At 69.1% G+C, this 12,695-nt stretch carries 14 protein-coding genes, 1 pseudogene and 1 CRISPR repeat array (1 of these 16 running past the window's edge); of the genes and pseudogenes, 7 read left to right on the top strand and 8 right to left on the bottom strand.

Annotated elements, in window-relative coordinates; all coding sequences use genetic code 11:
• Positions 1-335, top strand: a pseudogene (locus H565_RS0107840) (IS4 family transposase); the annotation flags it as partial.
• A 111-nt stretch (positions 336-446) separates the two neighbouring features.
• Complete coding sequence (locus H565_RS0107835; protein ID WP_027460555.1) at positions 447-1,706, top strand: aminotransferase class I/II-fold pyridoxal phosphate-dependent enzyme; 1,260 nt, start codon at positions 447-449, stop codon at positions 1,704-1,706.
• On the opposite strand, the gene H565_RS16695 is transcribed toward H565_RS0107835, so the two are convergent.
• The gene (locus H565_RS16695) at positions 1,701-2,384 is read right to left on the bottom strand and encodes a TM2 domain-containing protein (RefSeq protein ID WP_051363484.1); all 684 of its coding nucleotides are present in this window, start codon (positions 2,382-2,384) and stop codon (positions 1,701-1,703) included. The two genes, H565_RS0107835 and H565_RS16695, sit on opposite strands and share 6 nt — an antisense overlap.
• A gap of 73 nt (positions 2,385-2,457) precedes the next feature.
• Here H565_RS16695 and H565_RS0107825 point away from each other — a divergent pair, with 73 nt between their 5' ends.
• Complete coding sequence (locus tag H565_RS0107825) at positions 2,458-3,162, top strand: cysteine hydrolase family protein (protein ID WP_034408806.1); 705 nt, start codon at positions 2,458-2,460, stop codon at positions 3,160-3,162.
• On the opposite strand, the gene H565_RS0107820 is transcribed toward H565_RS0107825, so the two are convergent.
• Positions 3,140-4,150, bottom strand: a complete 1,011-nt coding sequence (locus H565_RS0107820; RefSeq protein WP_027460552.1) for an NUDIX domain-containing protein — start codon at positions 4,148-4,150, stop codon at positions 3,140-3,142. The two genes, H565_RS0107825 and H565_RS0107820, sit on opposite strands and share 23 nt — an antisense overlap.
• A 105-nt stretch (positions 4,151-4,255) precedes the next feature.
• Here H565_RS0107820 and H565_RS0107815 point away from each other — a divergent pair, with 105 nt between their 5' ends.
• The 4 genes from H565_RS0107815 (at position 4,256) to H565_RS0107800 (ending at position 7,400) form a co-directional block, all read left to right on the top strand.
• Entirely contained in the window at positions 4,256-5,314 is a 1,059-nt protein-coding gene (locus H565_RS0107815) for a PP2C family protein-serine/threonine phosphatase (RefSeq protein WP_027460551.1), read from the top strand.
• A 39-nt stretch (positions 5,315-5,353) separates the two neighbouring features.
• Positions 5,354-5,731: a RidA family protein gene (locus tag H565_RS0107810; protein ID WP_027460550.1), complete on the top strand. Its 378-nt coding sequence runs from the start codon at positions 5,354-5,356 to the stop codon at positions 5,729-5,731.
• A 204-nt stretch (positions 5,732-5,935) separates the two neighbouring features.
• Positions 5,936-6,730: a PSP1 domain-containing protein gene (locus H565_RS0107805; protein WP_051363485.1), complete on the top strand. Its 795-nt coding sequence runs from the start codon at positions 5,936-5,938 to the stop codon at positions 6,728-6,730.
• A 79-nt stretch (positions 6,731-6,809) separates the two neighbouring features.
• Positions 6,810-7,400: a hypothetical protein gene (locus H565_RS0107800; protein ID WP_027460548.1), complete on the top strand. Its 591-nt coding sequence runs from the start codon at positions 6,810-6,812 to the stop codon at positions 7,398-7,400.
• Between the two features lie 84 nt (positions 7,401-7,484).
• A CRISPR array of direct repeats spans positions 7,485-8,033; the repeat unit is 36 nt; unit sequence TTTCAATCCTCAGCCGCCCCGAAGGACGGCTGCAAC.
• Positions 8,034-8,216: 183 nt separating this feature from the next.
• Here the strand turns inward: H565_RS0107800 and cas2 are convergent.
• The 6 genes in view from cas2 to cmr6 are tightly spaced (at most 11 nt apart) and all read right to left on the bottom strand, a layout consistent with a single transcriptional unit that may run on beyond the window.
• Complete coding sequence (gene cas2 / locus H565_RS0107795) at positions 8,217-8,510, bottom strand: CRISPR-associated endonuclease Cas2 (RefSeq protein WP_081851730.1); 294 nt, start codon at positions 8,508-8,510, stop codon at positions 8,217-8,219.
• Positions 8,511-8,521: 11 nt separating this feature from the next.
• Complete coding sequence (cas1c, locus tag H565_RS0107790; protein ID WP_027460546.1) at positions 8,522-9,550, bottom strand: type I-C CRISPR-associated endonuclease Cas1c; 1,029 nt, start codon at positions 9,548-9,550, stop codon at positions 8,522-8,524.
• Positions 9,547-10,182, bottom strand: a complete 636-nt coding sequence (cas4, locus tag H565_RS14740) for a CRISPR-associated protein Cas4 (protein ID WP_034408803.1) — start codon at positions 10,180-10,182, stop codon at positions 9,547-9,549. Before cas4 ends, cas1c begins: the two co-directional genes overlap by 4 nt.
• Entirely contained in the window at positions 10,151-11,194 is a 1,044-nt protein-coding gene (locus H565_RS0107780; RefSeq protein ID WP_027460545.1) for a putative CRISPR-associated protein, read from the bottom strand. Before H565_RS0107780 ends, cas4 begins: the two co-directional genes overlap by 32 nt.
• Complete coding sequence (csx2, locus tag H565_RS0107775; RefSeq protein ID WP_027460544.1) at positions 11,191-12,402, bottom strand: TIGR02221 family CRISPR-associated protein; 1,212 nt, start codon at positions 12,400-12,402, stop codon at positions 11,191-11,193. The genes H565_RS0107780 and csx2 overlap by 4 nt, the downstream gene beginning before the upstream one ends.
• On the bottom strand, positions 12,399-12,695 hold the final stretch of the coding sequence (gene cmr6 / locus H565_RS0107770; protein ID WP_027460543.1) for a type III-B CRISPR module RAMP protein Cmr6. It continues 714 nt past the right edge of the window; only the last 297 of its 1,011 coding nucleotides appear in the window; the start codon falls outside the window, past its right edge — the gene reads right to left on this strand; the stop codon is at positions 12,399-12,401. Before cmr6 ends, csx2 begins: the two co-directional genes overlap by 4 nt.

Below are 12,695 nucleotides of genomic sequence, written 5' to 3'. Positions count from 1 at the left end.
ATGCCGAGAAAGCCCTGAAACGTTACGCGCTGCGCTGGACCGCAGAAAACATGCATCAGGCGCTGAAATCCAGGGGCTTTTTTCTCGAAAGCACGCACCTGACTGATCCCAGTCGGGTCTCCACGCTCCTGGCCGTGGTCGCACTGGCCTTCGTATGGTGCTGTTTGGTGGGAGAGTTTGAGCAGCAGCGTGACCCGTCACGCTGCCTTCGACACGGCTACCCGCCCAAAAGCCTCTTCAGACGTGGCCTGGATGCCCTTCGCGCCGTGCTCACCAAGCCCAACCGTGGGCTTGCACACGCGTTTCCCGACTTCCTCGCCACTTTTGACCCCTAGAGAGGTCTGAGGCTAGCGCGGCCCGCCCCGTTCCCCGTCCCCCCATCCCGCCTCTGGGCCGGATAGGACAGGCCCGGCCCCCCCGCGCTTCCCGGCGCGTAGCGTGGGGCCATGGCCGACGACTGCGCCCCTTCCCCCTGGAGTTACGAGACGACCGCCGTGCAGACCGCCATCCCGCGCGGGCTGGGCGAGACGGTCGGCATTCCCATCCATCAGGCCGCCGCTTTTCAGTTCGCCACGCTGGAGGAAGCCCAGAGCGAGTTCGCCCTGGGCACCGGCCTGAGCTACGCCCGGCTCCAAAACCCCACCGTGCGGGCGCTGGAAGAACGCCTCACCGCGCTGGAGGGCGGCGCGGCGACGGTGGCCCTCGCGAGCGGGCAGGCGGCGACCCTCACGGCGCTGCTCAGCGTGTGCCGCGCCGGGGACCACGTGGTCTCGACCAGCAGCCTCTTCGGGGGCACGGCGGGGCTGCTGAACAACGTCTTGCCGCTGATGGGCATCTCGGCGACCCTGACCGCGAATACGCCGGAGGCCATCGCCGCCGCCCTGCGCCCGGAGACCCGGTTGGTGTGGGCCGAGACCATCGGCAATCCCGCCGGGGACGTGCCCGACCTCGCGGCGCTGGCAGAGGTCGCGCACGGGCACGGCGCTGTGCTGGCGGTGGACAACACCTGGGGCGGAGTGGGGCTGCTGTGCCGTCCCCTCGCGCACGGGGCCGACCTGGTCACCCACTCGCTCACCAAATGGGCGGGCGGCCACGGCAGCGTGATGGGCGGCAGCGTGACCGTGGGCCGGGCACACGACCTGAGCCGCAATCCTCTCTACGCGGAAGGCGGCGAGGCCAGCCTCCTCGCCCAGCGGGGGGCCGAGGCCCTGGCCTGGCGTGCTCGCTGGCTGGGAGCGCACCAGCTCGGCATGACCCTCTCGCCGCACAGTGCTTTTCTCGTCGCGCAGGGCCTGGAAACCCTCTCGCTGCGGCTGCGCCAGGAGTCGGCCACGGCGCTCGCGCTGGCCGAGTGGCTTCAGGCGCAGCCGGGGGTCGGGCGGGTCACCTATCCCGGTTTGCCCGGCAGCCCGCACCACGCGCCCGCCCGGCGCTACCTCCAGGGCGGCTTCGGCGCGGTGCTGACCTTTGAGGTGCCTGACCCCGCCGCCTTCTTGGAGCGGCTGCGGGTTATCCGCGTCGCGCCCAACTTGGGCGATACCCGGACCCTGATCGTCCACCCCTGGACCACCACCCATGGCCGCCTCCCCGAAGCCGCCCGAACTGCCGCCGGGGTCACCCCTCACACCCTGCGCCTGAGCGTGGGGCTGGAAGCCCCCGCAGACCTTCAGGCTGACCTCTCCGCTGCGCTGGGCGAGCGCTCATAGCCAGGGTTTCTTGCCCACCACGTACTCCCGGTAGAAATCCTCATCTGACTTCGTGAGGTACAGGATGCCCTCGACCAGCCCCAGCAATCCCACCGCCCCGGTGACCAGCCCGGCGAGGGGCAAGGTCACGAGCAGGCCGAAGCCCAGGGTGACCAGCCCCAGCAGCAGCGCCAGCACCCACACCCCGACATTCACGCCGAGCATGAGAAGACCTGGCGTGGTGAGGCCCAAGTACAGCTTGTGCGCGCCAAAGGCCCCCAGCACGATGCCCAGCAGCCCAGCAATCAGCCGCCGGGTGGCGATGTCGCTCGGAACCGGGCCGGAGTCACCCAGTGCCCAGGGGTCGGGCTGCCGGGGGGCGGGGGCCTGGGCCATCGGCTCGCTGGAGGGAGTGCGGGCCGCGCCGCCCGTCATCCGCGCAATCCAGTCGTCGGCGGAGTCGAGCAGAGTGGGCCGCGCCGGGTCGTGGGCTGGGGGGGTGGGGGCAGCCCGCTGCGGCTCTGGAATGCGCAGGTCGTCGGGGCCGGGGTCCATGCTCGCCCCCGTTCTCTGTGGGGAGGGCGCGGGAGGGGCGCTCAGGACCTCGTCCACCCAGGAGGGGACCTCCCGGCGCTGGCCTGGTGTGGACTGGCCTTGCGGGTCATCCGGCTGCGCGGGGCCTTGATCGTTCCGGGTCATGCTCCTCAGTACGACACGCGTGGGGGCGGGGTTGCGTCCCCGCAAGGGTGCGGGGGTGTGCTACATCTGCTCCATGACCCCGACGCCTGTGCCCACTGCTCCCACCCTGCGCGAGCAAGCCACCCAGCAGGCCGAGCTGCTGGCGCGCTGGCTGGCTGACCTCCCCGCCCTCACACTGCAAGCCCCCCCGGAGCGGGTCGCGGTCGTGTGCGTGGACCTCGTGGAGGGCTTTACCCACCAGGGACCGCTCGCCAGCCCCCGCGTGGCGGCCATCATTCCATCTGTCACCGGGCTGCTTCGCTCGCTGCTGGCCTCCGGGGTGCCCGCCGGGAACGTCGTGCTGGTCCAAGATGCCCACCCGGAGGACGCCCGCGAGTTTGCCGCCTACCCGCCCCACTGCGTTGCGGGCACCCCGGAGGCCAAGGCGGTGGCCGAGCTGCGGGCGTTGCCAGAGTTCGGACAGTTTCAGCACTTCCAGAAAAACAGCATCGCCAGTCATACCAGCCCCGCTTTCCTAGAGTGGCTGGAGGAACGGGGGGCCGACCTCGACGCTGTGATTGCCGTGGGCGACGTGACCGACCTGTGTCTGTATGCGCTGGCCCTGCACCTCGTCACCGACGGGATGGCGCGGGGGCTAGGCCGCACGGTCGTCGTGCCCGAACCCTGCACCCAAACCTGGGACGCGCCCGGTCACCCCGGTGACCTCTACCACATTCTCTTCTTGCATCAACTGGAGCGCAATGGGGTGCAGGTCGTCAGCGGGGTGCGGCTGGGCTGAGCGCCTGTTCGAGGAGGGCGTGGGTGTCCTCGAACAGCTCTTCCGGTTGGGCGAGGGCCTGCGCGGGGGTCAGCCAGCCCTCCCCCTCCTCCTCACCCGCCCATGCCAGCGCAAAGACGTGCGCGATGACCCGGCCCCGCTCGGAGCGGCCCGGCGCGTCGTACACCGTGGCCGGGGCGGGGGAGGGGAGGAGGGCTGGGTCGCTCGGCGTGACCCCCAGCGCCGCCGCCGCCGCCCGCCGCGCCGCCGCCGCGAGCGTTTCTGCGGGCAGCACCTCCGCTCCCGGCAGGGTCCACAGGCCCCGTCCGGGACGCTCGTGCCGCCGCACAAGCCGCACCCGCCCGGCGGGGCCGCGCACGGCGGCGAGCGCTTCGACCCGCAGGGGTGGCCAGGTCCCGGCCTCCGCCTGCGCCCCCCGCAGCCACGCGGCATCGGCCTCCAGCTCCGCGAAGTCGGACGTCTGCCGAAAGGCGTCCAGCCAAGCAAAGACGGCGGGGGACACCATCCCGGCCACCGCCTCCAGCTTGCCCGCGAAATAGGCTCGGCGCACGTCGGTGGCGCTGAGCGGGCTGACGACCGCCGTGGGCAGAAAAGGCCACTCCGGAAAGGAGCGCAGGTAATAGCTGCTGTCGTCCTTGAGGTGCCCCATCAACGCCACCTCGCTTGCCCCACCCGTCTGGGCCGCGACCACCGCCCGCACCTCGCGCTGCCAGCGCTCCTCGTCGTAGGGGTGGTCGGGCACGGCGGCAAAGCGCACCCGCCGGAGGTCGGCCCCCACGTCCCGCAGCCCCGCGCTGAGCAGCTCCTGCCGTTCCCCAGCGGTCCAGGGATTTTTGAGGGTGCGCGGCGCACGAGCACTCCCGATGACGACAATCAGCGTCCCCACCTTCTCCAACGCTTCTTCCATCACCCGCAGGTGAGCCGCGTGGGGGGGCTGAAAGCGCCCGATATAGACGCCGAACGCAGGGAGAGGGCCGAGGGCAGACATTTCCCCACGGTGCCCGACTTACGATATGAGAAATATGAAAACTCGGTCCGTCGTCGCTGTGAAAACTCCGCCGAACTCCCTACATGATTCCCTTATATTGGACCCATGCGCGCCGACGCGCCCCCACCGCTGCGCTCCGGCCTCCTGACGGACGTGGGGCGGCAACGTCACGTGAATCAGGACGCTGCGCTGGCGCTCGACTTGCCACGTGGGGGGCTGTATGCGGTTGCGGACGGCATGGGGGGACACGCGGCGGGTGAACTCGCAGCCAACCTCGCCCTTGATAGCCTCAGCCAGCATTACCTGGAGAGCCGGGGTGCCCCCCCGGAGCGGCTGGCCGGGGCGGTGCAGGCGGCCAACCTCGCGGTGCTGCGGCACGCGGTGGGCGAGTACGCGGGGATGGGCACCACCCTGCTCGCGCTCCTCGTGGACCGGGGGGCGGCCCTCATCGCGCACGTGGGCGACTCGCGGGCGTACCTGTTGCGCGGGGGCGAGCTGCACCGCCTCACCGAGGACCATTCCTGGGTCGCCGAACAGGTGCGGCTGGGGCACCTCACTGAAGAAGAAGCTCGGCAGCACCAGTGGCGCAGCGTGGTCAGCAACGCCCTGGGTGGCGAGGAACGGGTGCGGCTGGAGCTGTTCGGATTGCCGCTGCAAGCCGGAGACCGCCTGCTGCTGTGCAGTGACGGCCTCAGCGGGGTGGTGTCCGAAGCTGCCCTGCTGCACCTGCTGCTGCCCGCTCAGCCGCCAGACCACATCGTTCGCACCCTGATTGACGCTGCCAATGACGGGGGCGGTCCCGACAACATCACGGCAGTGGTGGTGGACGTGCTGCGGACCGATAGCCTGCCGCGCTATCCCCTTCCTGAACGTCAGGAGGGTGGCCCCCTGTATGTCGATGCCCTCCTTAGTGCCCAGCGGGGCAGCAGCCCGCTGACGTACCTGCTGCTGATGCTGGTGTATTTTACCCTGCTCGGCGTACTGCTGGTGCCGGAGCAGCGCCCCCTCATTGCCTTGTTGGGCGCGCTGCTGCTGGGTGGGGTGGCCCTGGCCCAGCGCCGCGCCCGCGCCCGCCCCCCGCGGCGTCCGGCCCTCTCGGCCAGCTCGCTGCGTGCCCGCGCTCAGCCCCGGCCCGAACCGCGCGAGACCGAGACGGCGGGCTAAGCCGCGCCGGGACTCGCCGGAGGCCGGTACAGTGGACCCATGAAAGATATCGTGGAAACCGCCGCCGCCCCCGCCGCCATCGGTCCCTACAGCCAGGCGACCACCTTCGGTAACCTTGTCGTGACCAGCGGCCAAATCCCGCTAACGCCTGACGGCACCCTCGTCGAGGGCGGCATCGAGGCCCAGACCCGGCAGGTGCTCGACAACCTCGTCGCGGTGCTAGAGGCCGCCGGAACCGACCTCAGCCGGGTGGTCAAGACCACCGTCTTCCTGGCCGATATGAACGAGTTCGCGGCCATGAACGCCGTCTACGCCGAGTACTTCCAAGCCCCCTACCCCGCCCGCAGCACCGTGCAGGTGGCCCGCTTGCCCCGCGACGTGCGTGTCGAGATTGAGGCGCTGGCCGAGCGGCACTGAGGGGCGGCACTGAGGGGAGGTGGTTCATTGGGACGTGGTCGGTGGGAGCAGGTGCTCTTGCTTGGGCCTAAGCGCCCGGCTTCACCCTTCCCTCCCCATCGCCTTTCGTGACGCCTCTCTCGACGCCCCCGCCCTGGCCGTGACATTCTGCCGGACGTGGTTGTCCTGCCTGTCCGCTTTGAACGCAGCCCCCGCTTGCACGCCATGCTCAGCGAGGGGCCGCACGCGGCGGGCACGCGGGTCGTCGTGCAGGGCAAGCGCGGCCCGGAGGTCGCTACTGTGCGCGGCGAGCCGCAAGCGCCGGACCCCCAGGCCCGCTACGGCAGCGTGTTGCGGGTCGCGACCGCCGAAGACCTCGCCTGCTGGGAAGAGCTGCACCGCCGGGCCGAAGACCTCAAATGGCTCCTGCGTGCCCGCGCCCGCGAACGCGGCCTCCCGGTCAAAATCGTGGCGGTCGAGTTCACCCTCGACGAGAGCCTCGTCACCATCAGCTACAGCGCCGAGGACCGCATCGAACTCGGCGGCCTGATTGGCGAGGTGCGGGGCCACACCCGCGCCCGCGTGAACTTCACGGCGGTCGGCCCGCGCGAGCAGGCCCAGATGATAGGGGCGCTCGGTGCCTGTGGCCGCGGCAACTGCTCCAGCACCCATCTTCAGGAGTTTTCTCCGGTCAGCATCCGCATGGCGCGGGACCAGCAGCTTCCGCTCAATCCGGAAAAGCTGTCGGGACCGTGTGGCCGCCTGCTGTGCTGCTTGCAGTTCGAGCACGCAATGTACCTGGAGCTGCTGCGCGACCTTCCGCGCAAAAACGCCAAGGTCTGCCACACCGAAAGTGGAGCGTGCGGCAAAGTCACCAAGTTGCACCCCCTCTCCGGCACGGTCGACGTCCAGACCGACCAGGGCCTCCTGACCGGGGTTCCAGCCCAGGCCCTCACCCGCGTGCTCGACCCCGCTGCGGGCAAGGGTCGCCGCCCCGACGCGACTGCTACTGACGCCTAAAGTTCCCCTCAACCTTCCCCAACCCCCCTTGCCGCGCTTCTCATCTCTCGCCGCCGCGCCGCCCGGCAAACTGCCCGGTATGCGACACCTGATTTTCCCGACCGTGGCCCAGGCCGACGCTTTCGTGCAGGACCTGCTGAGCCAGGGTGTGATTCAGCCGGAAATGGGCCAGACCTCCTTTGGCCGCCGTTCTGCCACGACCACCGATATGGGCACCGCGGCCACCCCCGCGACCACCCAGACGGCGACCCAGACCACCACCGAGTATGTTGACGGAGGCGGCGACGCTGCGGATATGGCGGGCGGCGCGCTGAAGGGCACGGCGCTGGGCGCGGTGGCCGGCGTAGCTGCGGGGGCTGTGGTCGCCGCGACGGGTGGCCTCGCGGCGGTGCCCGTGCTGCTGGGCATGGGTGCCCTGGGGTCGGGCATCGGCGCGGCGGCTGGCACGGCGGACGCCGCTGTCCACGGCGACGGTATGGAAACCCGCGTCGCCGCCCAGGGCGAAACCCGCCGCTACGACGACCGCTACGACCTTGACGACACCCACTACAACGAAATCCAGAGCGCCGTTGATGCCGGAGGCCGTGCCATCGCCATTGAGGACGACGTTCCCCTCGATGTCGTGGAGGCCACGATGGCCCGCCACGGTGGCCGTTTCGTCAACCGCTAAGCACTCTTCCTGCCAGGGGCCAGAGCTTCCACGTGGAGGCTCTGGCCCCTGCTTTTGGTGGGCACTCGGCGCTCAGTCGCCCCATTTCAATCCTCAGCCGCCCCGAAGGACGGCTGCAACATACAGGGCTAATGAACGTCTTGGAGTATGGCAGTGTTTCAATCCTCAGCCGCCCCGAAGGACGGCTGCAACGTCCGGGCAGACTCGCACTCGCATTTTTCCGGAGCCTGATGTTTCAATCCTCAGCCGCCCCGAAGGACGGCTGCAACGGGGTAGCACGCGTAAGACCCCCATCTTCTCCTTAGGGTTTCAATCCTCAGCCGCCCCGAAGGACGGCTGCAACGTTGTCATGCACCGCACCCCTTCAGGGGACTCACGGGTTTCAATCCTCAGCCGCCCCGAAGGACGGCTGCAACAACGGCTTCCGCTCCTTCACCAACAAGGAGTCGTTGTTTCAATCCTCAGCCGCCCCGAAGGACGGCTGCAACAAGAAAGAGAATCCGGTGGAGTTCATAAAGGCCCTGGTTTCAATCCTCAGCCGCCCCGAAGGACGGCTGCAACGGGGCTATTCTTGTGCAGGGCGTCCACCGGCGGCTGTTTCAATCCTCAGCCGCCCCGAAGGACGGCTGCAACGGGTTGCCTCCCGGATACGTCCAGGACGGCTTCCCAGAACCAGTTTGCGCGAACCCCCCCCACGTTGTCCAGTCGCGGGGCCTTGGCGGGCAGGTCGATTGTCATGAATCGCGTCCCAGAGGGACTTTTTTCTTTGCGCGAACCCCCCCAGGTTTTCATGGTCACGGGGGGTTCGCGCTGAGACTACAGTATCAATGGGTCGCTAAAGTCGCGGTAGCGGTCGAGGCCGTGGGCTTCTACAAACTTGTCGCGGGGCTGGCGCAGGCGGTAGAGGCGGATGCTGTCTTCGGTGGGGTCCATCTCCGCAAGGAGTTTTTGCCGCAGGGTCAGGAGTTGCACGTCGGTGACGCTGACCTCAAAGACGCTGTTTTGGACGCGCTGGCCGTGGGCTACGCAGACCTTGGCAACCCGGCGCAGGCGGCGGCGTCCGGCTTCGGTGTCCGTTTTGACGTCGTAGCAAATCAGCAGGTCAATCATGGGCGGGGGCCTCAGCGGTGCAGGTACGGCGGGTAATGGGGGCGGTCGCCGCGCAGGTGCTGGGCGAGCAAGCGGGCCTGCACGTGCGGCAGCAGCCCCAGTGGGGTTTTGCGGGCGGTGAGGGGGTGGGTGACCTCTTCCTTGCGGCGCTCGGTGAGGTGCGCGAGGATGGTTCTGCGGGCGTCTTCCCGGATGGTGACGGTGCCGCCCTCGTGCAACACGAAGTCACGGGGGGTGAGCTGCTGGCGGTTAATCAGGGTGAGGATGGCGCGGTCGGCGACCACGGGCCGCAGTTCTTCCATCAGGTCGAGGGCCAGGCTGCTGCGGCCAGGGCGCAGGGCGTGCAGGAAGCCGAGCTGCGGGTCGAGACCTACCGCCTGGCACGCGGAAGCGCAGTCGTTTGCGAGCACGGTATACACAAAGTTCAGGACGGCATTGATGGGGTCACGGGCAGGGCGGCGGGTGCGCGCTGGTAGCCAGAAGAAGTCGCGGTTTTGCCGCAGCATCAGCGGAAAGACCTCCCAGTAGACGCGGGCCGCCGCGCCCTCGATGCCTCGCACCTCGTCCACCGACTCGGCGAGGGGCAGGCAAGCAATCTGGGCGTTGATGTCGCCCGCCGCCTCTCGCAGGCGCTCTGAGTCGTCGCCCACTGCTTCCCGCGCTGCCCGCAATAGGGTGACCTTCTGGTTCTGGAGCTTCCCGGCAGCGATAAGGCGGGCGATAGCAAGGGTCCGGTCCGCGTCGTCGGCGCAGGCGTGTTGGGCCACCCGCAACAGCACGTTGCCGCTCACGGGCGTCTCGGTGCGGGCCATGAAGCGCCCGTGTTCGCTCAGCCAGGTGATGGGCTTGTGGTCGCGGGCCAAGCGCTGAATCAGAAAGGGCGAGAGCAGCACGTTGCCGAATACCGTCACGCCCTCGACGTGGTGCAGCGGAATCATGGCCCGCTTCTCTCGCTCGACCTCTACCCGGATGTTGTCGGTGTCGAGGTGAAGGTAGGTGCCCTGGGTCTGGATGTAGAGGGTATTCAGCAGGTGCTTCATGCATCCTCCAGAGCGGTGCAAAAGGGGTCGTAGCCCGGCGGGAAGTCGCGGGGAGAAAAGGGGTCGCACTCGTCTATCAGGCTGCACAGGCGGCAGCGCTTGTCAGCGGCAGGTGGGGGCAGGGGGCCGCCCCGCAGCAGCTCGCGCACGCCGTCCCGCGCGTCCAGCACGGCGCGGCGCAGCTCTGGCGTGAACGCCACCTCCCGCCGCTGGCGACTGGCGACGTGGTAGATGAAGCCGTGCGGGACCTCGCCGCCGAACATCTCCTCCAGGCACAGGGCCTGCCCCGCGAGCTGCACTTCCTCGGAGAGCTTGGACCGCGCCCGGCCCGACTTGTACTCGACGGGCACGGGCCGCCCGCCGTGCAGCTCGACCACGTCGGCCACCCCCGCCAGCCCGTGCTCGCGCGAGACCAGCGGCAGCGCCCACAGGGTCTTCACGCCGCCGCGAGCCTCGTACCCGCCCGCATGCACCCGCTCGTGCACCTGCCGTCCGTGGGCGGTCTGCGCGTTCTCGCTCCAGACGCCCTCGACATGAATCAGGGCGCACTGGCGCGGGCAGAACACGTAGTGCTGCAGGGCGGAGAGGGGGACCGCCTCTTCAGGGCAGCGCGGTGAAGTTGGCCCCGTCATAGGCCTGCGCCCGGATGCCCTGAATCAGGCTCTGATAGCGGCGCTCATCCTCGTGGCCGCACAGCTCCAGCACCCACAGCCCGTCCTCATCTTCCCGCACAAAGGCACGCTGCACGCTGCGGCCCTTGGGGAACTTGTACACGTCGCCGCGCACCAGCTCCGAGCTGCGCTGCCAGTCGCCCGGCCCGCCGTGGCGCAGCCGCTCCAGCAACCCCAGGTAGGCGCTGCGGGTGCTGAAGTCCAGGGTGTCGAGCGTCCGCAGCGCCGACGGCGACAGCCGCAGCGGACGCCGGAGGTCCGGCTGCCCCCGGAACGCCTCCAGGTACGCCTCACCCAGCGGCGAGAGGTAGCTGAAGCCGTCGGGGGCGTCCTCTACCAGGAGGGCCACGCTGTCGGGGAGGGCGGCCAGGCGCTCTTGCACCCGCACGGTGGGGCGCGGCTCTTCGTCCAGCCAGTCGAAGAAGTCGCGGTGCCACGCGATGAGGCTGTAATCCCAGCCCACCGGAGACGCGGGCAGCGTCACCACGTCCCCGAAGCGCTCGTGGATGTAGCACACCGGCACCCCAAACATCAGGCCCACGGCAGTGGCGTAGGCGATTTCGGCCTTGAAGCCGCCCGTCGCGTTGAGGAGCGGCTGCTGCCCGGCCCGGCGAGCGGTACGGATTTCCCCGGCGAGCAGCCGCACCAGCGAGCGCAGCCCGTGCGAGACGAAGCCCTTTTCGTGGTAGCTCAGCCCCGCGATGCGCTCGCGGCGCACCGGATGGCCGAGCGCCGCAAAGTACTCGGCCAGCAGGGCGGCGCAGCGTTCACCGTCCTCGGTATCGGAATGCAAGAACACCAGCGTGTCGCCGGGCGCGGCCAGCCGGGTGATGGCGTTGGCCTCGGCGCTGGCGTCCTGGGGACGGGCGGCCAGGAACTTGCCGAAGTCGGTGATTGCGTCCGGGTTGCGCTGCGGATTTTTGATGTTCCCCAGCAAGCTGGTGCCCACCGTCGAAATCAGGCACTGGCTCATGCTGACCCTTGCGGCGCGGCACCGTCCAGTTCCAGCCCCAGGGGCCGCACGGCGTCGGGGAGGGCGTCGAGAGCCGCGGTCACCTTCTGAGCGATTTGACGTGCTCCGGTCAGTTCTTCCTTGAATCCAAAATGCATCAGGTCATTTCTCAGCCGATTCACGGTAGCGTTCAGGCGGGTAAAGGTCTGAAGGTGGACGGGCAGAGCCTCCAGCGCCTCGCGACTTCCATCCTGCAACGCTTTCATCGCGGCCTTACCGTCGTCGTTGATGCGCTCGCGTTCCTCCTCGTTCATGCTCACGCGCCCCAGCTCATGCCACTGCCGCACCGAAATCAACCACTCGCGGGCCAGGGACATGGCCTGGGGGTAATGGCCGCGTCCCGCATACCAGCGCATCAGGGCGTATTCGGCTTGCAGCCGGAGCTTGGGGTCATCGGCGGGTGCGGCCAGCGGGCGAACCTGCCCCTCCAACTGGTCCATCACCAGCGCGAAGGGTTGCTGATGGGCTTCCAGGCTGCCCCGCCGCGCCGTCTCCAGCACCCGCAGCAGCTTTTGCGCCTCGTCGGGAATGCAGGGGCCACGGTTGCCCGCGAGGTTGAGCGACAGCACTTCCAGTTGCCGGGACACCGCGTTGTAGTCGGCGGTGCGCTTCATCTCCAGCAGCGGCTTGAACAGGCTCGCGTCCCCCGTGTCCTGAAAGCGCTTGGCGGCCTGCGCCCAGTCGAGCAGCCCCACCAGCGACGTAAGGTCCACCACCGGGGTCAGCGCCCCTTCCTCACGCGGGGTCAGCTCCAGCGCGCCGTAGTACACCCGCTCGATGGTGACGTTCCGCACCACCCGCAGGTACGACAGCGCCAGAAAACCCAGCATGGGCAGGGAGCGCAGGCCGTGGGTGATGTCGAAGATGACCCGGCTGCCCAGCGGCACCGCGTCCGTCATTGCCCCGAACAGTTCCCAGGCTTCGGCCTCGGTGCGGCCTTCGGGAATGCGGACCCGCTCGAAGTCGGGGTGGTGTTCGCGCACATAGTCCCCGTTCGCGCTTTTCCAGGCCATGTCGGTGGCGAGCAGCTTCACCTCGGCTTGCGGGTGCCAGCGGTGCAGCGCCACCGCAAACAGGCCGGTGGTGACGGGTTCGGCGTGATGCTCGGACTGGTAGCGGGCTTCGCGGTAGGCCCCGGTGCCCAGTGCGGAAAGGATGATGGTGTTCATTCGCCGTCCTCCAATCGCGCCCGCACCGGCTTGAGCAGGGCCTTGTCACCCTTGGTGCGGTTGTCGCCTTGCAAGCGCTCCAGCAACAGCTGGGCCGTCTCGCGGCGCAGGGGGGGCGGCAGGTCGTCGATTTGCTTCAGCAGCGGCGGCAGCTCGGCCTTGGCCTTGCCGGGGTTCATCCCCGCGATGCGCTGACGCAGCGTGTGGGCGCGGCCCTCAGCCTTCTTCGCTTCTTCGGCGGCTTGCCGCTCGCGCTCGGCGGCTTCGGCGGCCACGCGCTCGGCTTCCCGCTC

It is taken from the genome of Deinococcus murrayi DSM 11303 (assembly GCF_000482805.1).
Lineage (GTDB): Bacteria > Deinococcota > Deinococci > Deinococcales > Deinococcaceae > Deinococcus > Deinococcus murrayi.
The sequence above is the reverse complement of the archived record's forward strand: the minus strand, read 5'-3'. Positions and strand labels throughout refer to the sequence as shown.